At 50.7% G+C, this 26,389-nt stretch carries 22 protein-coding genes and 1 tRNA gene; 9 read left to right on the top strand and 14 right to left on the bottom strand.

The annotated features are described in order from the left end of the window. Positions 1–20 precede the first annotated feature (20 nt). The gene (gene leuC, locus AWQ22_RS06960) at positions 21–1,424 is read left to right on the top strand and encodes a 3-isopropylmalate dehydratase large subunit (protein WP_065710601.1); all 1,404 of its coding nucleotides are present in this window, start codon (positions 21–23) and stop codon (positions 1,422–1,424) included. Positions 1,425–1,688: 264 nt separating this feature from the next. On the opposite strand, the gene fba is transcribed toward leuC, so the two are convergent. From fba to AWQ22_RS06945, 3 genes are all read right to left on the bottom strand, one after another. After that, positions 1,689–2,762, bottom strand: a complete 1,074-nt coding sequence (gene fba, locus AWQ22_RS06955) for a class II fructose-bisphosphate aldolase (RefSeq protein WP_030006557.1) — start codon at positions 2,760–2,762, stop codon at positions 1,689–1,691. 295 nt (positions 2,763–3,057) lie between these two features. Continuing rightward, positions 3,058–3,525 carry an SsrA-binding protein SmpB gene (gene smpB, locus AWQ22_RS06950; protein WP_012306970.1) on the bottom strand — a complete coding sequence of 156 codons (468 nt, stop codon included), beginning with the start codon at positions 3,523–3,525 and terminating at the stop codon, positions 3,058–3,060. A gap of 151 nt (positions 3,526–3,676) precedes the next feature. After that, positions 3,677–5,986: a ribonucleoside-diphosphate reductase subunit alpha gene (locus tag AWQ22_RS06945; RefSeq protein WP_232321526.1), complete on the bottom strand. Its 2,310-nt coding sequence runs from the start codon at positions 5,984–5,986 to the stop codon at positions 3,677–3,679. A gap of 280 nt (positions 5,987–6,266) precedes the next feature. Here AWQ22_RS06945 and AWQ22_RS06940 point away from each other — a divergent pair, with 280 nt between their 5' ends. Next, the gene (locus AWQ22_RS06940; protein ID WP_065710600.1) at positions 6,267–7,871 is read left to right on the top strand and encodes a radical SAM protein; all 1,605 of its coding nucleotides are present in this window, start codon (positions 6,267–6,269) and stop codon (positions 7,869–7,871) included. 10 nt (positions 7,872–7,881) lie between these two features. Here AWQ22_RS06940 and trpC read toward each other — a convergent pair whose 3' ends face one another. After that, entirely contained in the window at positions 7,882–8,766 is an 885-nt protein-coding gene (gene trpC / locus AWQ22_RS06935; protein WP_065711663.1) for an indole-3-glycerol phosphate synthase TrpC, read from the bottom strand. Between the two features lie 96 nt (positions 8,767–8,862). Further along, positions 8,863–8,979, bottom strand: coding sequence for a photosystem II protein Y (locus AWQ22_RS06930; protein ID WP_012306966.1), 117 nt, complete (start codon positions 8,977–8,979; stop codon positions 8,863–8,865). A gap of 204 nt (positions 8,980–9,183) precedes the next feature. On the opposite strand from AWQ22_RS06930, the gene AWQ22_RS06925 reads away from it, so the two are divergent. From AWQ22_RS06925 to sat, 3 genes are all read left to right on the top strand, one after another. Next, complete coding sequence (locus AWQ22_RS06925) at positions 9,184–10,128, top strand: permease (protein ID WP_065710599.1); 945 nt, start codon at positions 9,184–9,186, stop codon at positions 10,126–10,128. 514 nt (positions 10,129–10,642) lie between these two features. Then, positions 10,643–12,577: a DNA primase gene (gene dnaG / locus AWQ22_RS06920; RefSeq protein ID WP_065710598.1), complete on the top strand. Its 1,935-nt coding sequence runs from the start codon at positions 10,643–10,645 to the stop codon at positions 12,575–12,577. Positions 12,578–12,660: 83 nt separating this feature from the next. After that, on the top strand, positions 12,661–13,827 hold the full coding sequence (gene sat / locus AWQ22_RS06915; protein ID WP_065710597.1) for a sulfate adenylyltransferase: 1,167 nt from the start codon (positions 12,661–12,663) through the stop codon (positions 13,825–13,827). 87 nt (positions 13,828–13,914) lie between these two features. On the opposite strand, the gene gyrB is transcribed toward sat, so the two are convergent. The 5 genes from gyrB to AWQ22_RS06890 all read right to left on the bottom strand — a co-directional run bounded on the left by gyrB (position 13,915) and on the right by AWQ22_RS06890 (position 19,228). Continuing rightward, positions 13,915–15,837: a DNA topoisomerase (ATP-hydrolyzing) subunit B gene (gene gyrB / locus AWQ22_RS06910; protein WP_065710596.1), complete on the bottom strand. Its 1,923-nt coding sequence runs from the start codon at positions 15,835–15,837 to the stop codon at positions 13,915–13,917. A 288-nt stretch (positions 15,838–16,125) separates the two neighbouring features. Beyond that, positions 16,126–16,719 carry a hypothetical protein gene (locus AWQ22_RS06905; RefSeq protein ID WP_030006549.1) on the bottom strand — a complete coding sequence of 198 codons (594 nt, stop codon included), beginning with the start codon at positions 16,717–16,719 and terminating at the stop codon, positions 16,126–16,128. A gap of 23 nt (positions 16,720–16,742) precedes the next feature. Further along, positions 16,743–18,083, bottom strand: a complete 1,341-nt coding sequence (locus AWQ22_RS06900; RefSeq protein ID WP_065710595.1) for a DUF4335 domain-containing protein — start codon at positions 18,081–18,083, stop codon at positions 16,743–16,745. Between the two features lie 9 nt (positions 18,084–18,092). Beyond that, a complete protein-coding gene (locus AWQ22_RS06895; protein ID WP_012306959.1) occupies positions 18,093–18,728 on the bottom strand; it encodes a DUF3038 domain-containing protein in 636 nt (211 codons plus the stop codon). Between the two features lie 197 nt (positions 18,729–18,925). Continuing rightward, a complete protein-coding gene (locus tag AWQ22_RS06890; RefSeq protein WP_062436565.1) occupies positions 18,926–19,228 on the bottom strand; it encodes a DUF2288 domain-containing protein in 303 nt (100 codons plus the stop codon). A 148-nt stretch (positions 19,229–19,376) separates the two neighbouring features. On the opposite strand from AWQ22_RS06890, the gene AWQ22_RS06885 reads away from it, so the two are divergent. Then, positions 19,377–19,448: transfer RNA gene (locus tag AWQ22_RS06885), tRNA-Gln, on the top strand. Between the two features lie 102 nt (positions 19,449–19,550). Here AWQ22_RS06885 and AWQ22_RS06880 read toward each other — a convergent pair. From AWQ22_RS06880 to AWQ22_RS06870, 3 genes are all read right to left on the bottom strand, one after another. Beyond that, complete coding sequence (locus AWQ22_RS06880) at positions 19,551–19,877, bottom strand: YbjQ family protein (protein WP_030006546.1); 327 nt, start codon at positions 19,875–19,877, stop codon at positions 19,551–19,553. Positions 19,878–19,940: 63 nt separating this feature from the next. After that, the gene (locus AWQ22_RS06875; RefSeq protein ID WP_065710594.1) at positions 19,941–20,339 is read right to left on the bottom strand and encodes a TIGR03792 family protein; all 399 of its coding nucleotides are present in this window, start codon (positions 20,337–20,339) and stop codon (positions 19,941–19,943) included. Positions 20,340–20,378: 39 nt separating this feature from the next. Then, positions 20,379–21,416: a hypothetical protein gene (locus tag AWQ22_RS06870; protein WP_062433759.1), complete on the bottom strand. Its 1,038-nt coding sequence runs from the start codon at positions 21,414–21,416 to the stop codon at positions 20,379–20,381. A gap of 198 nt (positions 21,417–21,614) precedes the next feature. Between AWQ22_RS06870 and AWQ22_RS06865 the strand changes: the two genes are divergently transcribed. Next, positions 21,615–22,496 (top strand): ABC transporter permease, encoded by an 882-nt coding sequence (locus AWQ22_RS06865; protein ID WP_030006543.1) that lies wholly within the window; start codon positions 21,615–21,617, stop codon positions 22,494–22,496. Positions 22,497–22,563: 67 nt separating this feature from the next. Here the strand turns inward: AWQ22_RS06865 and AWQ22_RS06860 are convergent, their stop codons facing one another. Further along, entirely contained in the window at positions 22,564–23,688 is a 1,125-nt protein-coding gene (locus AWQ22_RS06860) for a TMEM43 family protein (RefSeq protein ID WP_232321525.1), read from the bottom strand. A gap of 319 nt (positions 23,689–24,007) precedes the next feature. Here AWQ22_RS06860 and AWQ22_RS06855 point away from each other — a divergent pair, with 319 nt between their 5' ends. Next, on the top strand, positions 24,008–25,159 hold the full coding sequence (locus AWQ22_RS06855) for an alanine--glyoxylate aminotransferase family protein (RefSeq protein ID WP_065710592.1): 1,152 nt from the start codon (positions 24,008–24,010) through the stop codon (positions 25,157–25,159). A gap of 175 nt (positions 25,160–25,334) precedes the next feature. Then, a complete protein-coding gene (locus AWQ22_RS06850) occupies positions 25,335–26,354 on the top strand; it encodes a methyltransferase (RefSeq protein ID WP_065710591.1) in 1,020 nt (339 codons plus the stop codon). The last annotated feature ends 35 nt before the right edge of the window (positions 26,355–26,389 follow it).

Below are 26,389 nucleotides of genomic sequence, written 5' to 3'. Positions count from 1 at the left end.
TACTTGAGCAATTCAGTTCTATGAGCAAAGGCACTCTTTTTGATAAGGTTTGGGACTTACACACCGTTAAAGTTTTACCCTCCGGCCAAACGCAACTATTTATCGGACTGCACCTGATCCATGAAGTGACCAGTCCCCAGGCCTTTGCCATGCTCAGAGACCGCAATCTCCAGGTCATGTATCCAGAACGCACGGTTGCTACGGTGGATCACATTGTCCCGACGGAAAATCAAGCGCGACCCTTTGCGGATCCCCTCGCCGAAGCGATGATGCAGGAACTGGAAAAAAATACGGCTACTAACAAAATTCGTTTTTATAATGTCGGCTCCGGGGGCCAGGGGATTGTCCATGTGATTGCCCCAGAACAGGGATTAACACAGCCGGGGATGACCGTTGCCTGTGGTGATTCCCACACTTCTACCCACGGCGCTTTTGGGGCGATCGCCTTTGGCATTGGGACGTCCCAAGTGCGGGATGTGCTCGCTTCCCAAACCCTAGCTCTGGCGAAGTTAAAAGTCCGCAAAATCGAAGTAAATGGTGATCTCCAGCCCGGAGTTTATGCCAAAGATGTAATCCTACACATTATCCGCAAGCTGGGCGTTAAAGGGGGCGTCGGCTACGCCTATGAATATGCCGGGACAACCTTTGAAAAAATGTCCATGGAAGAGCGGATGACGGTTTGTAATATGTCCATCGAAGGGGGCGCCCGCTGCGGCTATGTCAACCCCGATTCAGTAACCTATGGCTATTTGAAAGACCGTCCCTTTGCGCCCAAGGGAGAAGCTTGGGAAAAGGCGATCGCCTGGTGGGATAGTCTCCGCAGTGAAGCCGACGCCGAATACGACGATGTGGTCACCTTTGACGCGGCAGACATTGCCCCCACCGTCACCTGGGGGATTACGCCGGGTCAGGGCATTGGCGTTGATGAATCGGTGCCAACCCCAGAAATGATGGCCGAAGATGAACAGGCGATCGCCGCTGAGGCTTACAAATATATGCAGCTTCAACCAGGCCAAGCGATCCAAGGCACCAAAATTGATGTCTGTTTTATCGGCAGTTGCACCAATGGTCGCTTGAGCGATCTCCAGGAAGCCGCTAAATATGCCAAAGGCCATCATGTTGCTCCGGGAGTAAAAGCCTTTGTGGTACCTGGTTCTGAGCAAGTGAAACAACAGGCTGAGGCAGAGGGACTTGACCAAATTTTTACCGAAGCAGGCTTTGAATGGCGGGAACCCGGCTGCTCCATGTGTCTCGCCATGAACCCCGATAAGCTCGAAGGCAACCAGATCAGCGCCTCTTCTTCGAACCGCAACTTTAAAGGACGGCAGGGTTCTGCGACGGGGCGCACCCTACTCATGAGTCCGGCGATGGTTGTTGCTGCCGCTGTGACGGGTCAAGTCACCGATGTGCGCACCCTTAACTAAATTATTTCTTCCCCCAAGGTTACTCTTTCACCGAAGATAATACCCTCCGCCTTCAGCACCTCCCTCAAGGGCAAATCTTTTAACGCTCTTCCACTAGAGGGACTAGGGGAGGGTTATTGAGTAACTGTGGTATTTAGATTCAGTAATAACTCTCTAGCTCTCTCCCTGAATTAAGCAAAAAAAGTGAGCCCTATCTCCACTGGAACAGGACTCAAATTCAAGCTAGCTTAGGGAATAAACCCTAAGACTGGCGGGAGTTTCAACTTAGGCGTTAACTGCCGTTTTTGCTGCGAGTTCACCGCTGGCATATTTCTTCGCAAACTCATCTAAGGGGATTTGCTTGATCTTGCTAGCGTTACCAGCACACCAGAATTGCTGATAGCGATCGCTACAAACCTGCTTCATGTACTTGATCGAGGGCTTGAGGAAGTGACGGGGATCGAAGTTCTTCGGATCCTTCATCGCTGCTTCACGAATTGCCGCAGTGATCGCCAGACGGTTGTCGGTGTCGATGTTGACTTTACGCACACCGCTCTTAATACCCTTTTGAATTTCTTCTACGGGTACACCATAGGTTTCAGGAATAGCACCACCGTACTCATTGATCATGTCGAGCCACTCTTGGGGTACAGAGGAAGAACCGTGCATTACCAAGTGGGTGTTGGGGAGTTTCGCGTGGATTTCAGCGATCCGGCTAATGGCGAGGATTTCACCAGTGGGCTTCCGGGTAAATTTGTAAGCACCGTGGCTGGTCCCGATCGCTACAGCAAGGGCATCTACTTGGGTACGCTCAACGAATTCGACAGCTTCGTCGGGATCGGTTAGAAGTTGTTCTTTGCTGAGAGCGCCTTCAAAACCGTGGCCGTCTTCTGCTTCACCCATCCCTGTTTCGAGGGAGCCAAGGCAACCGAGTTCCCCTTCGACGGAAGCACCAACGGAGTGGGCCACTTTCACAACTTCAGCAGTCACACTGACGTTGTAGTCAAAGCTCGCGGGGGTTTTGGCATCGGCTTCGAGGGAACCGTCCATCATCACAGAGGTGAAACCGTTACGGATCGCAGAATAACAGGTGGCAGGGCTGTTGCCGTGATCCTGGTGCATCGCAACGGGGATATGGGGGTAGGTTTCCACGGCGGCAAGCACGAGGTGACGGAGGAAGTTTTCCCCGGCATAACTACGGGCACCACGGGACGCTTGGAGAATTACGGGGCTATCGGTCTCATCAGCAGCCTGCATGATGGACAGAATCTGTTCCATGTTGTTGACGTTAAACGCAGGAATGCCATAACTATTTTCTGCAGCGTGATCTAAGAGCAAACGCATTGGGACGAGAGCCATAGATGTCCTCCTATCTTACTTGCTTATTTTATTCGTGATTTTGTCAAGAAAATTAATTCTCTTATCTGACAATCTTAAGATACATTCACCCTTTTGACGAATGCTTTTGTTGAGTTTTGGCGATCGCCTTTATTGTTTGGGATTCCTTATCACTGGGTTTAACCCCACTAATTATGCAAAAGGATGACCGAAAAATATTGGTATTTCCCAGGGCGATCGCCCGACAATTCACTGTCCCATTTGATGCAACATAGAGTTTTCTTTGGGAAAACTTTCAATGGTTCTTCAATTTGGCTTAATAACGTTTCAAGGCCCGCGCCATTTCCCGGCTATCCTGGCGACGTTTAATCGTTTCGCGTTTATCGTGGAGCTTTTTCCCACGGCCAAGCCCCAGACTGACTTTTACTAAGCTGCCCTTGAGATACATTTTTAAAGGAATCAGCGTCAATCCCTTTTGTTCTAGTTGACCAATCAAACGGCGAATTTCTTTACGGTGCAACAGCAATTTGCGATCACGCTTGGGTTCATGGTTAAAGTACTGGCCACTGGCAGTATATGGCGAAATATGCACATTGAGCAGCCAAGCCTCGTTGTTGCGAATCAACACATAACCGTCCCCTAGGTTCACCTTGCCCGCCCGCACCGATTTAACTTCCGTTCCCTGGAGCTGAATCCCGGCCTCTAAGGTTTCGAGGATTTCATACTGGAAACGGGCTTTACGATTATCACTAATGATTTTGATCGGTTTTTTGGTGTCTGCCATAGGGTTTTGAACAACTGCGGAACAAGAAATATGTAATCTCTAATCCTAACAAATTCCCCGAAACCCCTGATCCCTTTCCCGTTAGGCGCTTAATGAACCGCAATGGTCAGCAAAAGTGCCCGATCAGCCCATCGTTGTCGATACAGGTTTTTTAATTCGCGCAGGCAACACACCCTTCTGATCCCTCTTTAAAATCATCTTTTTGTACGGTGCGGATATAGTAAATTGCCTTGCAACCTTCAGCCCAAGCCAGCATCAAGATTTCAAAAATATCCTTTGCTTTTAAGGCCCGTTCTGGTTCGTTCGGGAAATAAATGCCTTGGTTGAGATTGAAAATCAATTCCATCGAGATGCCCGTATCGATCCACTTTTGCATCGTCGCAACGGCTTTGACCACAAGACGCTGATCCATGCTTTTGTTTTCTTGGTAGAACCAGAAAGATTTACCGATAAACGGTGGCGCAATGGGAACGGTGCCTTTTGCCCATTTGTCATAGAAAAATTTGCTGTAGGTCGGCAAAATACTGGCGCTGCAACCCTGGACGAGGGAAGAGGAAGTATTGGGGGCGATCGCCGTAATGTGGCTATTGCGGATCCCGTACTTTTGTACATCTTCACTGAGGCGTTCCCAGCGGTCTACTGCGTGGGCATTTTCTCGATACCAAGTAATCGGTTTCGCGCCAATCAGATGTCCCTTACTCCACTCACTACCCGGAAACCCAGGGTAAGCGCCCCGTTCTTGGGCGAGGTTTACAGAGGTGCAGGTGCAGTAGTAGCCAATGTCTTCAAAGAGGCGATCAATGGCCTCGATATTTTTATAGGAAAGCTTATTTTTCGCGAGCCAATCTGCCAAACCCATCGCCCCCACGCCAATGGTGCGGTAACGCTGGTTGTGGATGCTGCTGTCTTCAAAGGGAGTGTTGGTAATTTCGATGGTGTTATCAAGGATGCGCACCGCCACTTCGCAGGCATCGGCTAATTCATCAGCTTCAATATTCGCCAAGTTTAAAGAGTCGAGATTGCAGGTGTGGGCGAGCTGACCCGGCACCACATTGGAAAAAGATTCGACGCACAAATTGACCCCAGGAATGTAGCCCTCGTGTTGGTTCGGGTTAGCGCGGTTGATGGTGTCTTTAAAGGCGATGTAGGGCATCCCAGTTTCGATCTGCGATCGCATAATTTCCTTAAACAGGTGCCGGGCATCGACTTTTTTGTAGAGCTTAATGTCTTGGTCTAGGCTTGCTTCGATTTGACGGTAGGCTGCGTCGAATTTTTCGCCCCAGAGGGCCGCGAGATCAATGCCGAGATTTTCTTTAACTTCGTAGGGATCCACCAAAGTCCACGCTTCTTTGTGTTGTACCCGCCGCATGAATTCATCGGTGACTACCAGTTGGGGAAAGACGTCGTAGGCTTTGCGCCGCTGATCGCCGTTCTCGGTCTGCATTTCGAGAAATTCTGGCACATCTAAATGCCACACATCGAGGGAAACGGTAATCGCCCCGGCGCGACGCCCCCCCTGATTAACGGCGATCGCCGTATCGTTGAGGAGTTTAATCCAAGGAATAACGCCCCCGGAGGCATTGGCCTTGCCCATCACGCGGCTACCCGTGGCGCGGATCCGACTAACATTACAGCCGACCCCGCCGCCATTTTTCGAGATCCGGGCCGCATTGGTGATTTCGCGGAAAATACTTTCGAGGTTGTCTTCCATGCCAATGATGAAGCAGGAAGAAAGGGAGCCATTGGGAATCCGCAGGTTGGCGAGGATCGGCGTTGCTAAGGAAATCTGCCGCTGGGCGATCGCCTCGTAGAATTTTTTCGCCCACTTGAGCCGATTTTCTGGTTTTTCCGGGAGAGCAAGGAGAAGGGCGCAAGTTAAAAAGGCTTCCTGGGGCAATTCATCATCCAGCAGATAACGCTTGGTGAGCAGCACCGCTCCGGCATAGTCATAGTCCATATCCCAATCGGGATTGATCCAGCCATTGGCAATTTCTAGCTCCGCCGCACTGTATTGCAATAGCCGCTCATCGTAGGCTTTTGCGGCTACTTTATCCGCCACGAGCTGGGGATATTGACCATACTGATAACCACGCGCCACGAGGGTATCTTTCCAGAGGCTCCAGATGTGGAGACGCCCAGCCACATAACGCCAGTCCGGTTCTTCGGGACTGCACATCTCCAGGGCACATTGAATTAAATTTTCTTGAATTTCGCGGGTGGTAACCCCATCTTTGAGGCGCGTTTTTAGCCCGGCTTCCAGTTCGATGGTGTTGGCTTCTAAATCTTGACAGGCCCACTGCACCACGTTGCGAATTCTGGTGACATCGAGGGGAGCCCGTTTGCCACTCCGTTTGATCACATAGGTCTGGGGTTTCGTCGGTGTTACCGCCCTGGAAGCAGAGTAGGTAGCCGTAGCGCTGGGGGTGCTTCTGGAGAGGGCAGTATCTTGACGGAGATCCATAGGGCAGACGGGATTAATGGGGTGAAGTGACAAAAAAATCCTGTTCAGAGATAGCACCATATTTATGGTGAAAAACAGGAAGCCTGCATATACTAACACTAGATAAGCTTAGGAAACAAATAATTTTTTTACAGAAATTTTCAGTCAATTTAGGGTATCTGCGCTAGGAAACGTTAGGAGAAGATCCGCCATTTTCTGTCCTCTTTGCGGCGATCGCCAATCGCTGAGGGGACTCCCTTACAATGGCAAGGGTACAAAACTTTTTCTGACCCTGACGACTTTGTTTGACCAAGAACGCCTCCTCTTTGATCCTGTAACACCGACGGCCAACGCGATCCCCTTGATTTTTGCCTTTCCGAATACCTACACCGTGGGGATTACGAGCTTGGGCTACCAATTGGTATGGGCAAAATTTAGCCAACGGCCCGATGTGGATGTGCGTCGTTTATTCACAGATTTAGAGGAAAAACTGCCGTCTCAGCCAGAAATTGTCGGCTTTTCTTTTTCTTGGGAACTGGATTACACAAATCTCTTTAGCTTGTTAGAAAAACTAAAAATTCCACTACGGGCAGCCGAGCGTGACGAACAGCATCCCCTTGTGTTTGGGGGGGGGTCGGTGTTGAGTGCTAACCCAGAACCCTTTGCGGACTTTTTTGATGTGATCCTCCTGGGAGACGGGGAAAATCTCCTGGATGAATTTATCGATCAGTATCAAAGAATGCGCCAAGGCGATCGCCAAACTAAATTACGTCACCTCGCCCAAACGCCGGGGATCTATGTGCCTAGTCTGTACGAAGTGACTTACCGGGAGCAGACGGGGGAAATCGAAACCATTCGTCCCAAATATCCTGATATTCCTGAAAGTGTTGAAAAACAAACTTACCGGGGTAACACTCTCTCGGCCTCGACGGTGGTGACGGAAAAAGCCGCCTGGGAAAATATCTACATGGTAGAAGTGGTACGTAGTTGCCCAGAGATGTGCCGCTTTTGCCTCGCTAGCTATGTCACCTTGCCCTTCCGGACGGCCAATTTAGAGCAGTCCTTGATCCCGGCCATTGAGCGGGGCCTTAAAGTTACGGATCGCCTTGGTTTGCTCGGTGCTTCCGTGACCCAACACCCGGAATTTGAACAACTATTAGACTACCTTTCCCAACCCCAGTATGCCGATGTGCGTTTGAGTATTGCCTCGGTACGGACGAATACCGTCACAGAAAAACTGGCCCAAACTCTTGCGGCACGGGATACCCGTTCGATCACAATCGCCGTAGAAAGTGGTTCGGAACGGCTCCGGGAGATTGTCAATAAAAAGCTCACCAACGACGAAATTATTACCGCAGCAGTGAACGCAAAAGCCGGGGGCCTCAAGGGGATTAAATTCTATGGCATGGTGGGCATTCCAGGGGAAGAGATGGAAGACGTAGAAGCAACCATTGCGATGATGCAGGCTGTGAAAAAAGCGGCCCTAGGCTTGCGTTTAACCCTCGGTTGCAGCACTTTTGTCCCTAAAGCCCATACGCCTTTCCAGTGGTTTGGAGTAAACCCAGCGGCCAAAAAACGGCTGCAATTCCTCCAAAAGCATCTCCGCTCCCAGGGGATAGAGTTCCGGCCCGAAAGCTATAACTGGTCTGTGATTCAGGGGTTGCTTTCCAGGGGCGATCGCCGTCTCTCTAGCCTTTTAGAATTAACCAGGGATTACGGTGATACCCTCGGCAGCTACAAGCGGGCCTTTAAGGAACTGAAAGGCAAAATTCCCCCCCTAGATTTCTATGTGCATCAGGATTGGGCGACAACTCAGGTCTTACCCTGGCAGCATTTGAATACGGCGATCCCCAAGGTCACCATCAAAAAACACCTGGCAACGGCGGGAGTGCCCCTCCAGGTTTAGCCCGATCTAACTAAAACTGAAATAAGTCGGCGATCGCCTTCCCAGGATCCGGCTGTTTCACAAGGGATTCGCCGATTAATACCGCCTTGGCTCCAGCTTCTTTGACAAACTGGAGATCAAGGGGCGTATGTAAGCCCGATTCACTGACAACGCGGACACCCTTAGCCTGGAGTTCAGCGCGACGACTTTCCAGCAACATGGTGGTTGTTTCCAAATCAACAGAAAAATCTTCTAGATTGCGATTATTAATCCCCACGAGACTCACCCCCTCGATGGCGAGGACGCGATCAAGTTCCGCGAGGGTATGGACTTCCACTAGGGCGGTCATCCCTAAGCTGCGAATAATTTTGACGAAATAGGCGAGGTCTTGGTCACTGAGGATCGCGGCGATCAAGAGAACCGCGTCGGCACCATGGCTGCGGGCCTTAAAGATTTGGTAGGGATAAATAATAAATTCTTTGCAGAGCAAGGGGAGATCTACCGCATCGCGCACGAGGCTCAGGTTTTCGAAGCTGCCCTGGAAAAACTTGTTATCGGTGAGGACTGAGAGGCAACTGGCTCCCCCGGCGGCATAACTTTTGGCGATCGCCACAGGGTCAAAATCTTCCCGAATTACCCCTTTACTAGGCGAGGCTTTTTTTACTTCGGCGATGAGGGCTGGCTGGGTCTTGCCGTGGACTAAGGCCCCCAGAAAATCTTTTGCGGGCGGCACCGTTGTGACCCGCTGGCGTAGCTCTAGCAGAGAAACCTTATCGCGTAGTTGCTCCACCTCTTTTTCTTTATGCCAAACAATTTCTTCCAGGATATGCTGGGGTTTGGCATCGGGCACCGCCACTTGGTACTGCAAAATGCTGACGTTAACGGGACGGCTGGGGTGGAGACGACGGATTTGCACAGTCATAGATTTGCTGGGGATGAAAAAGCAACCCCTAGGGGCTGCTCCTGTCAAAAACAAAGGGTAATTTACGCGAAAAGCAGTAGAGATAAAGACTTATTTCTTCGTTTGCATATTGCGGAGTTGGTTCAGGGCAGCCGCAGCAATGTTAAAGATTGCCCAAGAGCCAGCGATGATTACGGGAGCTAAAACAACAACAACTCGCCAATCCATGGTTTGATTCCTCTCAGTTAAAAAATGATGATAAACAAAGTTTTTCAATTCTATACTAATAACCCATTAAGCTCCTTTTTCCAAGGGTTGCAAGAAGATCTCCAGGGGGGTGTCTGACCAGGGCGATCGCCGCTCAAAATCGAGCAAAAGACCAGGGATCGGTTAGGGTAAATGGAGCAATTTTTCTGGAATTTAGGTGTGGTAATGGTCGCTTTGCAACAGTGGTTTACCCTGATGATCGCCCAATGGCTGATCCTTTGGCCCTGGCTTTTTGTGGGGGTATGTCTCTCGACGGTGGCTTTAATTTTTACGCCCCGTCCCTGGTGGGAAAAAGTTCTTCCCCAAAGCGCCTGGTTACAATTACTGGCTGGTCTTGGCCTCGGCTTTATCTTACCTGTGGGTCAAGTGGGCGGGCTGCCCCTCCTGCGACGGCTCCTGTGGCAATCCGGCTCCTCGGTGGGGGCGATCGCCTTTTGGCTGGGGACTGTTTCCCTGAGTCCCTTTGTGCTGACTAAATTTTGGCAGCAGCTACCTGGACGGGGGGGACTCCTGTTGTTCTATGGCAGCCTGAGCCTAGGGATTTTGCTTTTAATTGCCAGTATTTTTGTGGGGGCGCGTCAACAGCGCAGTTATCAACAGGGAGATCTAGACACTTTTTTGTATCCGGCGATCGCCCGCCCCAGTTCCCACCGCATTCCCAATACCCAACCAGACACCCTTTCGCCACCGAGTAAATTAACCATTCTGCCCACTTCTCGCCGATTTCGATCCCTTATGGCGAGCCAAAACCTTATGCAAGAACTGCTGGAATGGTCGGTCTGGCTCCTGATCGCCTGTGGTGTGATGGCTTGTGGCCAAGTCCTTTTCCCCCTAGAAACATTACTCAGCCACGGTATGACGGGTCTATTTGGCGCGGGGATCTTGTACGCCGTTCAACCGACACAAATGGCGGCGATCGCCGATCTGATCTTAGGGAATAATAGCCCTGGTGTTGCCCTTGGCTTTCTCCTGACTGGGACTTTCTTCAATGGCATCACCCTGATTTTGTTGATGAATGTTGTCCGCTGGCGGACCTATTTTTATCTCAGTCTGCTTTTGGGGTTGACCCTCCTGGCCCTGGATCTATGGCTGAATTTTTATGTTTTTTAATCTTTTGTAAGTGCCTACTTTTAGTGGCCCAAAGAAAAATCACGTTCCCCCAGATCTCCCAAATTGGGTGATATCGTTAGAGACAAGAAGCAAAGCGCTTCTCCTGGCAGATTAAACAGCTTAATCTAAACAATAGAAAAAAGAGGTGAAAACGCTGTTCCAAACTACGTCTGTCCATCCATATCCAAAAGCAATAATCCTCACGAACATTCGCTATTTTCCAGAGTGCTGAACAGGGGAGTTTGATCAAGGCTAGTTCTTTGGCAGCTCCAAGATTTTCTGAAATAGATTCGGAAAAGCAAGCTTGAGTATTCGGACTGGATTCTTGTTTTTGTCATGAACTCTCTGTTACACATTCGTTTATCAACTGCACATTCTCTAAGCTCACAGTTTGTGGGCTTTTTTTGTGGGGAGAAAGCCAAGGACAGATCAATTTATTGGTTGTAGCGGCGTCCCCGGAGATTTTCTTTTATCTTTAAGGATGCATTCTGTTTAGATTTTTGCGACGTAATCCATGGCCTACCCCTCGATTCATCCTGACACCATCGAAGAAATTCGCGCCAAGGTTGATATTGCGGAGGTGGTATCTGATTATGTGGTGCTCAAAAAGCGGGGCAAGGATTTACTGGGGCTTTGTCCATTCCATGATGAGAAGACCCCCAGTTTTACGGTGAGTCCGACGAAGCAGTTCTATCACTGTTTTGGCTGTGGGGCAGGGGGCAATGCGATCAAGTTTTTGATGGAGATCAATAAGTCTCCCTTTGCCCAGGTGGTGCTGGACTTGGCCCAACGGTATCAAGTCCAGGTCAAAACCCTCGAACCAGAACAGCACCAAGAGATCCAGCGGGAACTGTCCCTCAAGGAGCAGCTCTACGAAATTGTGGCGATCGCCAATGATTTTTATCAATATTCCCTACGGCAACCGGAAGGGCAAACGGCCTTAGCTTATGTCCGCGAGCAACGGCGATTAACGGAAGCAACGATTCAAAACTTCGGCCTGGGCTATGCACCGGGAGGCTGGGATACTCTCTACCATTACCTTGTGGAACAAAAGCGCTATCCCATCGATTTGGTCGAAAAAGCAGGCTTAATTAAACCACGCCAGTCTGGGAACGGCCATTATGATCAGTTCCGCGATCGCCTGATGATCCCGATCTACGATGTCCAGGGCCGAGCGATCGCCTTTGGCAGCCGTACCCTCACGAACGAAGAACCAAAATACCTCAACTCCCCAGAAACGCCCTTATTTGACAAGAGCCGGACTTTATTTGCCCTCGACCAAGCAAAGGGGGCGATCGCCAAACAGGATGCTGCCGTGGTCGTCGAAGGCTATTTCGATGCGATCGCCCTCCACGCAGCGGGCTTTGACAATGCGGTGGCTTCCCTCGGCACTGCCTTTACCCAGGGGCAGATTAAACAACTGCTGCGGTACACCGATTCTAAGCAAATTATTTTTAACTTTGACGCAGATAAGGCGGGGATCAAAGCCACCCAACGTACCCTCACCGAAATCGAACCCCTAATTTACAGTGGCCAGGCCCAGGTGCGAATCCTCAATCTCCCTGGGGGCAAGGATGCGGACGAGTTTTTGCAAACAGACCAAGGCCCGGCGCAGTATCAAACGGCCCTTACAACGGCGCCCCTCTGGCTCGATTGGCAACTGGAGCAAATTTTGCTGGGCCAAGATGTCACCCAAGCCGACCAATTCCAAGGGGTGATTAAACAAATGATTCGCCTGATCGCCAAAATTGATCATCCGAGTTTTCGGAGCCACTACATCGCTAAAGCCAGTGAACTCATTAATCACGAAGATTCCCACTACAAAAAACAATTGGAAGCGACCCTCCTAACCCAGGTAAACCGTTTCCGCAAAGCCCAAGCCCGGAATCCGACGGCGACCCCGGAGGTGCAACCAGAGGCGATCGCCCTTTCGTCCCAAACCATTGCCCTCGCCCAGGCCGAAGAATTGCTGCTAAGGATCTATCTCCACAGTCCGGCCCAGCGTCACCCCATCGAAGCGCGCCTCGCCGAAAAGGAAGTGATGTTTAGCCTGTCCCACCACCGTTGGCTCTGGCAACAAATCCTTGAAACGCCCTTAGAAATTAAACAAAACCATGTCCATAATCAATTGTTGGGCCGGATGCTCGATATTTTGACCCACCACCCCGAACGGATGCATAGCCTTGGTTCTTTGCTCTACCTCACCGAAACCACCGAAATCGATGTGCGTCGGGCAACTTTGAATATCCATGCGGCGATCGCCACCCTCGAACACGTCAACTGGACTCAGCATCGCCGTTATTGTCAAGAGAAATGGCAAGGCCTTGATCCCCAGCACCCGGATTTTGCCTATTACCTACGGGAATTTGAACAGGCTGACCGCAAACTGAAGGCGATCGCCCAAGAACGGCAATTTTCCCACCTGGAGATCCTCCACTACGAAACATAACTCGCCCCATTCCCACAATGGAAAGAACAGAAACTGATACCATGAGAGCTTGCAGATAGCCATGCTTTTATATCCTAAATTTTATGAGTACCCCATCCGGTCTAATTGCGCCCCACGGTGGCCAATTAATTAACCGCATCGCCTCCGACGCTGAGAAGCAAGAATTCCTCGCCCAAGGCGATCGCCTCCCCCGCATCACCCTCGATGCCCGCGCCCAGTCCGACCTCGAAATGATTGCCATCGGTGGCTTCAGTCCCCTCAAGGGTTTTATGGAGCAAAAAGACTACGAACTCGTAGTTGAAGAAATGCACCTCAGCAATGGCCTGCCCTGGTCTGTGCCTGTCACCCTCTCCGTTTCCGAAGAAATTGCTGATCCCCTCAAAGAAGGCAATTGGGTACGCCTTGATGGTCCCAACGGTCGCTTTATTGGTGTCCTCGAACTGACCGAAAAATACCACTACAATAAAGCCCACGAAGCGATCAACGTCTATCGCACCGACGAAGAAAAACATCCTGGCGTCAAGGTCGTCTACGAACAGGGTGCTGTAAATCTCGCTGGCCCCGTCTGGTTACTCGAACGGGATGATCACCCCCTTTTCCCCAAATATCAAATTGATCCCGCCGCCTCCCGGGCCGCTTTCCAAGCGCGCGGCTGGAAAACCGTGGTTGGCTTCCAAACCCGGAACCCGATCCACCGTGCCCACGAATACATCATTAAATGTGCCCTCGAAACCGTCGATGGTCTATTCCTCCATCCCCTCGTTGGCGCAACCAAGAGCGATGATATCCCGGCTGATGTGCGGATGCGTTGCTATGAAATTATGCTGGAAAACTATTTCCCCCAAGAGCGCGTGATTTTAGCGATTAATCCTTCAGCGATGCGTTACGCTGGCCCCCGTGAAGCGATTTTCCACGCCCTAATCCGGAAAAACTACGGTTGTACCCACTTCATCGTTGGTCGTGACCATGCCGGTGTTGGCGATTACTACGGCACCTACGATGCCCAGAAGATTTTTGATGAGTTTGATCCCCAAGCCCTTGGCATCACCCCGATGAAATTTGAACACGCCTTCTTCTGTAAGAAAACAGAACAGATGGCGACCTCGAAAACCAGTCCCAGTGGCCCTGAAGATCGGATTCACCTCTCTGGCACGAAGGTTCGGGAAATGCTCCGTCGTGGAGAATTACCACCGCCACAGTTTTCCCGTCCCCTCGTTGCGGCTGAACTCGCGAAAGCAATGCATGATTAATTGCTGAATTGCTAATTTTTTAAGAAAAAACAAAACCTCCTTTTCGTTGCGATTAGGAGGCTTTTTGTCTGGTTTTGAAAATGTCAATTAAATATCGAGATCGTCCATGTTGAGTTTGGGGGCATTCATCTCGATAAATTCTCGTCGGGGGGCAACGCGATCACCCATCAATACCGTAAAGATTCGATCCGCTTCCGCCGCATCCTCAATTTCAACGCGTTTGAGGGTACGACTTTCTGGGTTCATCGTGGTGTCCCAGAGCTGTTGGGGCATCATTTCCCCCAGACCCTTAAAACGTTGGATATTATATTTCGCGTTATCAGGAAGCTGGCTAATTTGATCTTGCAGTTCGCGATCGCTGTAACAGTAGGCGTGATTTTTACCCCGTTCCAGCTTATAGAGGGGCGGGCAGGCAATATAAATGTAACCCTGATCAACCAATTCCCGCTGATACCGATAGAAGAAGGTTAATAGGAGTGTCCGAATGTGCGCTCCATCCACGTCCGCGTCGGTCATGATCACCACCCGATGGTAACGGAGTTTTTCCGGGTTAAATTCCTCCCCTTTAATGCCCATCCCTAAGGCCGTGATCAGGGACTGAATTTCGTTATTTTTATAGATTTTTGCGTCGTCGGTTTTCTCAATATTGAGGATTTTTCCCCGCAATGGCAGAATCGCTTGGAAAGCGCGATCGCGGCCCTGTTTCGCACTACCGCCCGCAGAATCTCCTTCCACTAAATAAATTTCTGTCTTCGCCGGATCCCGCTCACTACAATCGGCTAATTTACCGGGGAGCAAAGAAGACTCTAAAACGGATTTACGGCGCACCAATTCCCGCGCCCGTCGGGCGGCCTCTGCCGCTTTAAAGGCTTGGATTGCCTTTTCTAAAATCGCATCAACAACATTTAAATTAAATTCAAAATATTCCGTTAACACCTCGCCCACAAAGGAATCAACAATCCCCCGCACTTCGGAGTTGCCGAGCTTCGTTTTCGTTTGCCCTTCAAATTCTGGATCGGGCACTTTAACCGAAATTACCGCGGTTAACCCTTCGCGAATATTTTCACCCGCTAAATTTGAATCATTATCCTTAAGCTTATTGCGTTTGCGGGCAACGGTATTCATCGTGCGGGTGAGGACACTTTTTAAGCCTTCAAGGTGTGTCCCGCCATCAACGGTGCGAATATTGTTGGCAAAGCCCAGCAGGTTATCACTGTAGGCATCGGTACACCATTGCAAGGCTACTTCTAGCTGGACACCGTTCTTTTCGCCCGTCACGTAAATGATTTCTTCGTGGAGGGGTGATTTTTCGCGGTTCATGTAGGCGACATACTCTTTGATGCCCCCTTCATAAAAATAAGTATTGCTGGCCTGTTTTTCGGAGCGATGATCCGTAAAGACGATTCTGACGCCAGCATTTAGGTATGCTAATTCTCGCAGGCGTCCGGCGAGGGTGTTGTAATCAAAAACAGTAGTTTCAGTGAAAATTTTCGCATCGGGCAAAAAACAAACGGATGTTCCCGATAAATGCTGCGGGGCCGGGGCTTCGGCGAGTTCGCCTTGGGGGACGCCCCGTTCGTACCGTTGTTTGTAGGTGGTTTCGTCGCGCCATACGGTAACTTCGACCCATTCGGAGAGGGCATTAACCACAGAAACGCCGACCCCGTGCAGACCACCGGAGACTTTATAGCCACCTGCGCCAAACTTTCCGCCCGCATGGAGCACGGTCATCACGGTTTCGAGGGCTGATTTTCCGGTACTGGGGTGCACATCAACGGGAATGCCACGCCCATTGTCGGTAACAGTAACGGAGCCATCAACATTAATTTCAACGTTAATTTCTGTGCAGTATCCGGCAAGGGCTTCATCGACGGAGTTATCAACCACTTCATAAACGAGGTGATGTAAGCCACGGGGACCAGTGGTGCCGATGTACATTCCGGGACGTTTGCGAACCGGTTCTAATCCTTCGAGAACCTGGATCTGCTGGGCACTGTAATTACTGGTCATGGACGAACTCCGAATTTTGGGCGTAGAAACTCTGTAGCCTGTTTTTGGGTTAAATCAGGCAAAAATTATACCATAAAAGGCTTCTGGGAGGAGTGGGCTGAATCTGCGGCAAGATTTACCAAGGGGGTGGAGCGGAGATTTTGCGGCCCAAAAAAATATATGGAAATTAAGCAAAAAATAAACTCGGGGCGATCGCCATAATAAAGACTCAATGAAGCGGGAAGAAATTAGTACGTCTATTTCACAATTTTAGCGCAGGGGCGAGGGATCAGAAAAAATGTTTAGGAGCTAGAAGATGTTGAGATGTTGGGGTTGTTCGGCGGCGGCAATGAGGCGATCGCACCCAGATTTGGGGGCGGCCCAGCGATAGTGACATTCCTTCGGGTTGCCCCAGCAGAGGGCGAGGTAAAATTCACCGTGGCCCACGTCTAATTCCGCCCATTCAGCGAGTCGACTGGCCCGCTCTAGCTCCGTAAAAGTCAAGGGAGAAAGTTGATGATCGACTAACTGCCAGAGGTTTAAGCCAGTGGTGATGTGGTGCCAAAAGTCGAGGACATTTTGTTTCGCTGCCCGGAGAATTGCTTTGTCGCTGTCGATGGCAATGAGTTGTTGGTGAATTTCCGGCAGGCGCAGTTGGCGATCGCCGACGCTGATTTCCCGCCAAACGATGCCGGAAACATGATTTTCCCGTTGGTATTGATGAATCTGTTGGGTAAAGTCCTGACAGGCAAACACTTTTCCCAGTTGGTCTTGATCGAGGGCCATGGTCACGATTGGTACCCCCACCCGCGCATCGGGGGAGAGCAAAAGGCGATCGCCCCGGAGGGTTGCCTTTAATTCTTGGTTGAGGATTTCAATTAAATCTTGGGTGCTGTAGACCATGGCTTTCAGGTGGTCGCTTTCTTTTAACGATAACCTGCCCAGGGACTCACTTCGATCACACCGTTGGGTTGAAAAACCACATTCACCTGGGTCAGCGGTTCCGTGGGCAAGATGGTTTCGCCAGGGACAATGCCCGCTGCTGCTGGTTCGACCAAGGCCGGGAGGGGGGTCTGATCAAGGGCTGTTTTCGCAGCGTTATTATCGGCGACGACAATGGCGATCGCCCCCTCGTTGGTCACCCCTAGGGTATAGGCCAGGGTTTGGGGGATGGTGGCATTTTCTCGGTCAAACTCAGCGGCGATGGTGTCTTTGACCTGTTGGATCAATTGTCGGAGCGTTTCTCCTTCTACTTCGCGGGAGTCAAAATCCAATTCGCTAGAACTTTGAAAGCCATCCCAGGGGCTTACTTCCAGGACATTTTCTGCAAAATTCACCCGAAATTGAGCCATGGCTTGTTCGTTGGCGATCGCCGCCACTTCTGGAGTATGACCCAACTCACCCAAGGCCGTTGTTCCCGCTGTTACCGCAGCATCAGCTAAGGGTTGCACCCCCAAAAGACGACCATCGGTTCCCAGGGCCAAGCGATAGGAAGCATTCTCTGTGGTATCGCGCTCCGTCCAGGCCGAATCCAAAGTGCCATAGAGATAAGCTTGCATTAACTGAAGATCGCGGTCTGTGGCAATGGTGGGTAAGGTTTCACCAAGGCGATCAAAATCAGCTTCCGTCCAGAGGGCCGTATCCGGTAAAGTTGCGCTGGCGAGTTGTTCCGTTTCTTCCCCAGAGCTAACTTGTTCACTGTCGGTACGTGTTGTTTCCGGCGCTGGGACAAAGAACAGTGCAAAAGCTGTTAAGGCTAACCCACTGACGCCAACCAGGGGCGGCACTGCTCGATCCGCAAAGGATTCTTCTGGTACGCAATGGCGACGACTCAGGGGCGTTAGGGGCAAAACAAAATCCGGGAGGGTCAAACCATCGGCCAGGAATTGATCAATGGCTTCGGTTAAATCAAACAACTCCGCCGTGGTTAATTCGAGGGTTTCGGCGGCGCTGCCATCGGGTTGTTGCCAATGGAGATGATGGGTATAGGTTGCCGTGGCTGTTTCTAAGCGAACTTGGCCTTTTGCATCGAGGATTTCGGGGGGGCGTTGGAGACCGCTTAAAATACCCTGGGCATATTCACTCACGGCTTGGACGAGGTGATCAAAGAAAATTTTCCCACCGCTGAGCACTTTCTGGGAGGTAGTAAAACGACATTCCACATTGGAAAGGATGGTCAGGGTGTCGAGGAGTTTGCCGCTCCCATCATCGAATCCTTCAAGGGTGAGGGTGCAGTTGGGGAGGTTATATTGGCGACGAATATTCATGGTAATTGTTTAGCTCACTTCTCCATCAAAGAGGCTGACCCATAGCCGTTGGGTGCCAACGGTGCCTGTGCAAAACAGCAGTTTTTCGAGGAGGGCGATCGCCAGTTCGTTTAAATCTTGTTTTGACTGGTTGTAGAGGGTGACACGGACGCGCCGGGGATTCATCCGACTCCGGAAGTGGGCCCGAAACCGCTCTAGGTATTCCGAAAGGCGGAAATGACTGTCCAGGGGGAGATTGCGTTCCCGGAGGTGCTGGGCGGCGGGTAAAAGTTGTCGCAATAAAGCCAGTAAATTCTTGGCGCGATCGCCAATGATCAATACCAACGCCTTTGCTTCTGTGGGGGTCAGGTGGCCGTGGGTGTGGGAACGTCGCCAGGGGTTGGTGCGCCGCAATCGCCAGAGGACGACCCGATTCGGGATAATTTCTGTCAATTCTAGTTTTTGGGCAGAGCGCAGCATTAGCTCTGAGCCGCCCAACTCCAGCGCTTCTAGGGCCAAGAGGAGCAGGTCAATTTGCTGTTGTGCCCGGCGCGGGAACACTTTTCCCTCCGGCAACAGATCCGGCAGATTTTGCAACAGGTAGGGTTGTCCTGGGGATACCGATGGGGAACTAGGATTGGGCATTACGCTCACAGAATCATTCATACTCTCAGAAAAACAAGCTTGGTTCGCTGCAAACCCACGACGGGAGATGATTGCTATCTATCGCCAGACCATCAATGAGGCTCAAACCCGATCATACGCGATGATTAGGGGCCTCACACCAGGGCAATGGATTGTTCTCAATCAGTTTACCCCACAAGACCCGTCGTCCCAGCGAAAAAATTCCGGGCGATCGCCCCTTAAATTTCTGGGCGGTCGCCACTGATCAACACAAAGGGCTGCACAATTAATGTCGCAAATACGAGGGTCTGGGTTGCTTGGTTCCAGCGTTCTAGTTCTTCTTTTGTGGGCTTACGCACTAGGCCACCGCTCATCCATTTGCCCACTAGGGCCGCATTATCCGTGGCGATCGCCTCTCCCACCTGCAATAAATCCAGGGAAGGGTGTACCACAATCAGCGCATCACGGGCCGCATGGGGCGCGAGGTCATGCCACTCACTGTCGCCAAAACTGGACTGGAGTTGTTTAATCAAATCTGACATCAAAAAATAATGAGGTTTAAGGGCAACGGTTAAGGTTTACTGGATTTTTGGGTTTTTGACAATTATCCAGGGCCACCCAAAAAAGATTTGATGAGACTGTTGACGCTTCCGAAAAATTGGTGTTATATTTCTAAAGGCTTAAACGCAATGGGGTGTCGCCAAGCGGTAAGGCATCGGATTTTGGTTCCGACATTCCCAGGTTCGAATCCTGGCACCCCAGTTAAAATTATCGGTTTTGAATAACCCCAAGACTTTCGGGCTTCCAACGTTACTAGCCCGTTTTGTTTTAGAGAGTTTTGTTCGGGAATTGGGGGCAGAACTCCTACCCCAGTTTTACGGCGGTTCCAGTGGCTGTGATCAGCAGCAGAACGCCTTTATCGTCGATATTGATCGTGCCTGTGTCCATGCTAATGCCAATTACGGCATCAGCTCCACACTTTTTAGCATTGCTTTCTAGTTCCCGCAGCGCTTCCTGGTGGCCTTTTTCAAAGATGCGCTCGTAACTAGCGGTGCGACCGCCGATCATGTCTCGGATGCCCGCAAAAAAATCCCGGAGGGCGTTGGTGCCATAGACCACTTCAGCGGTGACGACCCCCTGATAACTGGTGATGGTTGCTCCTTCGATGGTGTTGGTGGTGCTTAGAATCATGTTTTTTATGAATATTAATGTGACAAAAATTTAGTGAGGCGATCGCCTCTGTTTCTTTCAATGTCAATTAGTCGTAGAAAGATTGCGGAATTCTTTCTTTTCAAGGATCGGGTAACTTTTGCCCATGGCTTCATCAAAGGCTTTCTCAGCGGCATTAACGGCCTCTGGGGAAACGACTTTCCGTAGGGCTTGGCTTGACCAGGAAACAACAACGGTGAGCTGATCCGGGTGGTCGGCATCTTGCCAGATTTCTTTGCGCACAAAGGCAGGCGATCGCCGATCGATAGGATTCCAGATTTCTAGTTCTTTTTCGATAAATTTTGCTTGGTCGGCCTGGGGCACGTCAAAGGTCAGCCATTCCACCACAGGCTCATCTGTTGTACCTTCAGCAAAACTCGGCCCTTGTCCCAAACCGAAAACTAAAGCCAGTACCAAGGCGATCGCCCCGAACCATCTACCCATCGGATCCTTTACTCCTAACTGAAACTGTTACCCGCTATTTTACTCTTCTCCCAAAATCCGAATCCGCACACTACTCTCGCCGGAATCATCTAAATCAACTTCCAAAACCTCGCTACTCAGGGCTTCTAGGGTGCCCAACATCGACCGTAAATAGGGATTGCTCGCCCCCGTATCCACATAAAGGCGATCGGCTAATTTTCCTAGGCGCTTCCAGGTGGTAAAGAGCTTCACCACACATTGCTCCATCTGGGTGGCCTGTTTCACCAGATCGGCGGCAGTACCCAGACAATCCAAACGCAGCGCTTCTTCGAGGGCCATTTCCAGGTCAATATTCGCCTTACGGAGGGTCTGCACCTGGGCGGCGGCATCGATATATTTCGCCAAACTCTTCGCTTCACGGGTCATCGCTTTGACGGTGTCGGTGTTGGGGGCTTCGCGGATTTCTTCTTGGATCGCTGTGACGTGGGTTTCTGGCAGCTTTTCTAATTCTTTTACCAAAGGCGAGAGAAACCGACTGGGGAGGGCACCGCTGGCGGCCTGTTCTTTTACTTCATCGGGGAGCAGCTCCGAACTCATGCTCGTCCATTCGTCGGCCAGTTGTTTTACTTCCCGTCGAGTAATGCGATCGCCTTTTTGGGCGGCATCGGCGACGAGTTTTTGAATTTCGGGGGCCGATTTCGCCGTTTCGACGAAAGCATTTTTACTGAAATTATTAATACTGTTGGGGTCTAGTTGCCCCTCGGCGAGGAGAGTATCAGCACTGTTGGCCAGTTCGATGAGGCCGTAGGCTTGACTCTTGCTAATTTCCCGCTGTTTGAGCCAGTTTAAAAAGCCTGTCCCGCGCCCATCACCGCCACGTTTCTCCCGATCTCGCACGGCCCGCATAATCCGGCCCCGCCAAATGTCTGTTTGCAAATCAAAGCGATCGCAAATTTGCCAGACCCGCTCGATCTGGGTATCAAATTCCGCGTCGTGGAGTTGATCATCCTCTGGATCGGGCAGCTCCAAGTTAAAGTCAACGTCAGTGGTCAAGGCGGCGGCAAGGTCTGCCGTTGAAATGTCGGTCAAGCTGGTCATAAAGGCGATCGCGTTTAAAAACGACAGGGAGTAAAGGTTTAGCTTTCGTTAAGCCCCACTGATTTTAGAGGGAATTTTCCCACCCGACAAGGCGCGTCCTAACGGCGATGAAGGCCATGATTTGGGGTGAAATACGTTAATCTAGTCCTGAGAAAAGAGCCAAAATCTGCGCCTATTTGGTGACGCGAAACAACCGTTATGAGTCAATCTATCTTTACGCCCAACTCGATTCTGTCCCCCACCGCTAAGGTCAATGTCTCTGAGAGCAATGGCTGGCAGGATTTTTTTCAGGAAACGGTAGCCCTCACCCAACGGCTGGTGATTCAACTGCAACGGCGACCGACGACCTTGGTGGCAGGGATTATTCAACCGTTTATGTGGCTGATTTTGTTTGGGGCCTTGTTTTATAAAGCGCCCCAGGGACTGTTTGGCAACGACATCAACTATGCCCAATTTCTCGCCCCAGGGATTATCGTGTTTACGGCCTTTTCCGGGGCATTGAATGCAGGTTTACCCGTGATGTTTGACCGGGAATTTGGCTTTTTAAACCGGCTTTTGGTGGCTCCTTTAGCGACGCGCTATTCCATCGTGGCGGCTTCAACGATTTACATCATGGGCCTGACCTTGATTCAAACGGCGGTGATCGTTGGGGCCAGTGCTTTATTGGGGGCCGGTTTACCCAGTGCCTTGGGTCTGGGGGCGATCGCCTTAGTGGTGTTTTTAATCGTCTTGGCGGTAACAGCTTTGAGCTTGGGTTTAGCCTTTGCGCTGCCGGGACATATTGAACTGATTGCGGTGATTTTTGTGGTGAATTTACCCCTACTGTTTGCCAGTACCGCTCTAGCGCCCTTGGATTTCATGGCGAACTGGTTACAGCTTGTCGCGAGCTTAAACCCTTTGACCTATGCCATTGAGCCGATTCGCTATTTGTATATGCACAGTGATTGGACATTCCAGAGTGTGGTCTTCAGCGCTCCCTGGGGAAATTTAAACTTTGGGGCTGTGCTCGGAATTTTGACGGGGTTTGGGGCGATTGCCTTGGCGACCATTCAACCGCTCCTCAAGCGTCGTTTGGGCTAATTGCTACAAAAAAAGGAACGACCGCCGTTCCCAAATCTTTTTAAATTCTTGCTTGACCAGGGAGAACCTAAGCCAGTTGATCCTTGGTTTTTTTACGTTTTGTCCAGCGGTAGACAATGAAGCCACAGAGACCGAGGGCGAGGAAAATCATGACCGGGCTGTGAAGAATAATCGACACAATGATCGTTAACCCAGACAAAATCGCTGCCACAATAAACGTGGCAAAACCTGTGGCGGTGCGGGTTAAATCTCCTAAAAAGGGAATGATATCTAGAACAACACCGAGAGGTTCTACCACTAAATTTAAGCCAATCCACATTAGCAAAAAGCCCCCAAACCGTAGGCCCCAGGTGATCAACTTATGTCGGTTTGCTAGGTTGGCGATCGCCTGGTCACGGGTACCGGGAAAGAGTCGATAAAAAGTCACATTTTTCCGGCCTTGGTGGGGCGTGAGTTGGTTACCATTGCCCAAATCACCGAAGACCGTCGCTTGAATATTTTTGTTTAGGGCTTGATAACTGAGGCGCAGATCGCCAATTTCTGGACTGCTGAGGCTACCTGTCCCAAAAAATAAATAACTGCCGTTGAGTTTGTTTTTTGATTCTGCCGGGATCTGGGCCGCCGTTAAATTAACGGGTTGGTTGATGGGAAACTGCAATTGATTTACATCCAGTTGATAATCACCCACCTGGGCCTGGGAAACCCGTAGTTCCTGACTTTCGATGCTTTTGGCTGGATTATTATGGCCCGTTGGATTCTTAAAACGAGAAGAATCATCCGGATTTTCGGCCCACTCCTTGGCGTAGGTATAAGTTGTCGTTTTCGTTTCTGAACCCCCGGCATTTTTCTGGGTGGTGGTGCGGCTATTTTCTTCCCAGGCATACATTTCTGTTTTGCGCCGGAGGGCGATGTATTCACCGGGTTCTAAATAGGGGCGATCGCCGAGGGTTTCTGGGCTGCTTAGGTTACCCGTAATTGATACAAAACTATTGGCTTTTATCGTGGTGGTGCCGGTGGCGGGAATTTCGGTGGCTGTGGCCGCAATTTTCGAGAGGTCTACCCGGCCTTCATTCCAGTAGAGCACCCCAAAGGACGCTAAAAAGAGAACAACCCCTAGGAAAATTCCCACAAGCGAATTGCCGAGGCGCTGAAAATACCCCGTTGTTTTTTGTTCAACAAATTGGTCACTCATTGGCTTTGGAACAGTACAAAACATTGCCTTTCTATCCACCTCAGCCGAGGGAAAGCTTTCGGTTAATCGGTGAATTAAGGTGCTTTCAGGATATAACTTGAGCCTCGTTTTTTTGGACTTTGTGACGCTTCTCAATCATCCTTAACGTTTTCCGTTGCTGCTCTGCGAAACTTTTGCTTTTCGTGAACAAATAGACAGCATCTCAGTGGCTTGATCTGGGCGATCGCATAGGATAGGATTTAGCTTTTGCGGAACGTCCCTAGACTTTTGGGGATTAACGGCATTTTCAATCACGGTCTAAGCGAAGGACAAACACACCATGGAAGACAAACATATGCTGATGATTCCCGGCCCGACCCCTGTGCCGGAGCAGGTTTTGCTAGCAATGGCCAAACACCCCATCGGTCACCGGAGCGCCCAGTTTAGCGAAATCATGGCCGAGGTCACTGCGCAACTCAAATGGCTCTTCCAAACTCAGAACGATGTGTATTGCCTCGCCGCTAGCGGTACCGGCGCGATGGAAGCGGGTTTGATCAACTTTATTAATGCGGGCGATAAAGTCCTCGTCGGCGATAACGGTAAATTTGGTGAACGTTGGGCGATCGTCTGTGAAACCTACGGCATGGACGTAGAACGGGTCAAAGCCCCCTGGGGTGAAGCACTGGATCCCGAAGTTTTCCGCGCCAAACTCGAAGCCGATACCGCCAAAGAAATCAAAGCCGTTGTCGTCACCCACTCAGAAACTTCTACTGGCGTCCTTAACGACCTCGAAACCATCAGCCGTTACGTCAAAGCCCACGGGGCCTTGATGATCGTCGATGCGGTGACTAGCCTAGGGGCCTGCAATGTTCCCACCGATGAATGGGGCCTTGATGTGGTCGCCTCCGGTTCCCAGAAAGGCTTTATGATTCCGCCGGGCTTGGGCTTTGTTTCCGTCAGCGAAAAGGCTTGGGCGGCCTACGAAAATGCAAAAATTCCCCGTTTCTACTTTGATCTCAAGGCTGCGAAAAAGAATTTAGCGAAAAACACCACCCCCTTTACACCTCCGGTGAATCTGATCTTTGCGCTCCAGGCAGCCCTGGGAATGATGCAACGGGAAGGCTTAGAGAATATTTTTGCTCGCCACCAACGCTTAACCGATGCTACCCGGGCCGCAGTCAAGGCTTTGGGCCTAAAGACCTTTGCCCCCGATGGTAATGCCAGCACAGCGGTTACTGCCGTTGATCCTGCCCCCATTGGCGCAGAAGATATCCGCAAGGCGATGCGGACAAACTTTGATATTGCCCTCGCTGGCGGCCAGGATGATTACAAAGGAAAAATCTTCCGGATTGGTCACCTGGGCTTTGTCCATGACCGGGATGTGATTACGGCGATCGCCGCCCTCGAAGCAACTCTCCAAGGGTTGGGTCACGGTGATTTTGAGTCTGGGGCTGGGGTGAAAGCGGCCGCTGCGGTGTTCCAAAACGCCTAGAACGATTAACTTTCTAAACTTCACACTGAAATTTTCGTCTCTGGTCTGTAGTGCTGGGGGCGAATTTTTTGGCAAGATCCCGTTTCGTGAATAAATCCTACAGGGTGGCTAGGGACAGGGGCAGAATTTCTAAAATTGCAGTGATTTCCTTACTTAAATCAGGATTTTTCACGCTATGGAACCGCCAACCCTCCCTCTCCATACCCAATTGCTCCAAATGGCCTCCGGTTATTGGCTTTCCCAGTGCATTTATGTGGCGGCAAAATTGGCGATCGCCGATCACCTCAAAGCCGGAGAACAACCTTGCCGTGCGTTAGCCCATCTCACCGAAACAGACGAAACAGCTTTGTATCGCATTCTCCGGGCCTTGGCCAGTGTGGGCATTTTCCAAGAAACGGCCCCCCAAACCTTTGCCCTGACGCCCCTTGCCGATTTTCTCCGCAGTGATCATCCCCGATCCATGCGAGGTTCTGTGGTGATGTTGGGCGAACCAGAGCATTACGAAGCCTGGAGTAATATTCTCCACAGCGTTAAAACCGGTGAACCTGCCTTTGACCATCGCTATGGCCAGGGGGTGTTTGAATATTTCGGCAATCATCCAGAAGCGGCTGCCATTTTTGAAGAGGCGATGAACAGTTTCTCCAGGAATGAAGAGCCGGAAATTTTGGCCCATTATGATTTTTCGGCTTTCTCAACCATCGTTGATGTGGGTGGGGGCTACGGGGAATTGCTCGGCAGCATTTTGGCGAAATATCCCCAATTACAAGGTATTTTGTTCGATGAAGATTATGTAGTGGATAATGCGGCACCAACGTTAAACCGCCATGGGGTCGGCGATCGCTGTCAACGGATTGGCGGCAGTTTCTTTAGAACAATTCCGGCGGGGGGCGATGCCTATTTGCTCAAACACATTATTCACGATTGGGGCGATGACCAGGCGATCGCCATTTTGCAAAATTGTCGCGCTGTACTGCCGGATGACGGCAAAATCTTGATCTGTGAAGCGGTGGTTCCAGAGGGAAATCAACCTAGTGGCGCAAAAATGCTCGATATCAATATGCTGGTGATGTGTCCCGGTGGCAAAGAACGCACCGCCGCTGAGTTTGAAACCCTGTTGGCGGCGGCAGACTTAAAACTGACGCGCATTGTTAGAACCGCCGAGGAAATTTGCGTCATTGAAGCCTGTAAAGCTTAACAACAATTCAATCAGGAGGAGATTGCTAGGGCAAA

Source organism: Picosynechococcus sp. PCC 7117 (genome assembly GCF_001693275.1).
Lineage (GTDB): Bacteria > Cyanobacteriota > Cyanobacteriia > Cyanobacteriales > MRBY01 > MRBY01.
The sequence above is the reverse complement of the archived record's forward strand: the minus strand, read 5'-3'. Positions and strand labels throughout refer to the sequence as shown.